At 69.1% G+C, this 1532-nt stretch carries 2 protein-coding genes; both read left to right on the top strand.

Annotation, left to right across the window (positions count from 1 at the left end; genetic code table 11):
* Positions 1–1139: hypothetical protein (locus ACWDTP_RS38395; RefSeq protein WP_450028435.1), on the top strand; the 1139-nt coding region annotated here is incomplete at its 5' end.
* 68 nt (positions 1140–1207) lie between these two features.
* Positions 1208–1532: hypothetical protein (locus ACWDTP_RS38390; protein ID WP_450028434.1), on the top strand; the 325-nt coding region annotated here is incomplete at its 3' end.

The following is a 1532-nucleotide window of genomic DNA, read 5'->3' as shown; positions in this document are numbered from 1 at the left end:
GCCCGGCCGGGATCACCCGGGACCCGTACGGGCGGACGCGGACCATGCTCAAGTCGGAGCGGGAGGCTGTCGGCGAAGTCTCTGGGCAGCTGCGCCGCTCTCACTTCGGGGCGATGGCCGGGTACAAGTACAACCCGTTCGAGAAGGCACTCGCGACACCGGCGGGCGTCGGGGAACTGACGGGCTCGCTCAACGAGTGGCGGGGCCGTATCCAGCGGACGACGCACGGCAGCACCGAGCGGAAGTTGCTGCGCGACCTCGACGTGGCCGGAAAGGCGCTGATCAAGAACGCCCGGTTGCAGGAGAAGGTCAACGCGGCGTTGGAGACGGCCAAGACCAAGCTGTCGGACCTCAAGTCCGCGGCGTCTGAACTGAAGGACTCCGTGTCCTCGGGCATCGTCGGGTCGTCCAACATCACCCGGTCCGCCGGGACACTGGCCGAGGGGCGGACGCTGACGACGGCCGACGTCATGGGCGGGCTCACGCAGAGCAGGGACAAGGCCAAGTCGTTCGCCGGGGCGCTCGCGGCGCTGAAGAAGAAGGGCCTCGACAAGGGCCTGTTGAGCGAGATCGCCCAGGCGGGGATCGAGGGCGGCGGGCTGGAGACCGCGTCGGCCCTGATGCGCGCCTCCGGCAGCGAGATCAAGTCGATGAACGACATGCGGTCGCAGATCATGACCTACTCCCGGGACGCCGGGAAGACCACCGCCGACGCCATGTACGCCTCCGGCATCAAGGCGGCGGAAGGCGTGGTCAAGGGGCTGGAGAAGAACAAGTCCAGGATCGAGAAGGCCATGTCGGGTATCGCGAAGGCCCTCGAAGCGGCGATCAAGAAGGCGATCGGGAAGAAGGCGACGGGCGGGGTCATCGGCGCGGCCGGTGGGGGCCCGCGTAGCGCGTTGACGCTGGTGGGTGAGCAGGGCCCGGAGGTGGTCCGGCTGCCGTATGGCTCGTCGGTGTACCCGGCGGGGCAGTCGCGGCAGATGATGCGCGGCGCCGGCGGCCGCGCTGAGCCCGTCGTCATCGAGATCCGATCCAGCGGCAGCGACCTGGACGAGGTGCTGCTGAAGATTCTGCGTCGCGCCATCAAAATCCGCGGCGGTAACGCCCAGCTGGTGCTGGCCGGCCGGGCTTCGTAGAGGAGAGACGAGTGCATAGGTACCAGACGTGGAACTCCCCAATGCCGACGACGGCGGCGCAGGCGTCCGTGAGCACCGGCGCGGCGGTCAAGACGATGCTCCAGCTGGCGACGCCGAGCACCAGGCAGATCCAGCTCATCAGCTGGGGCTTCAGCGTGGACGACCCGCCCGGGGCGGACGCGGTGATCGAGCTGCTGCAGACAGACGTGGCGGCGACGGTGACAGCGCACGTGGCAAGCGGGGTGCAGCCGCTGGATCCCAACGCCCCCGCGTCGCTGCTGACGCTGGGCACGACGGCGACCGGCTACACCGCGTCGGCCGAGGGCAGCATCACGGCGACTCGGGTGTTCGACGCGATGTCGTTGAGCTCGACGTCCGGGGAGTCGTCGCTGT

Source organism: Mycobacterium sp. NPDC003449 (genome assembly GCF_053588415.1).
Note: the sequence above shows the minus strand (reverse complement) of the source record. Positions and strands in the feature narration are given on the sequence as shown.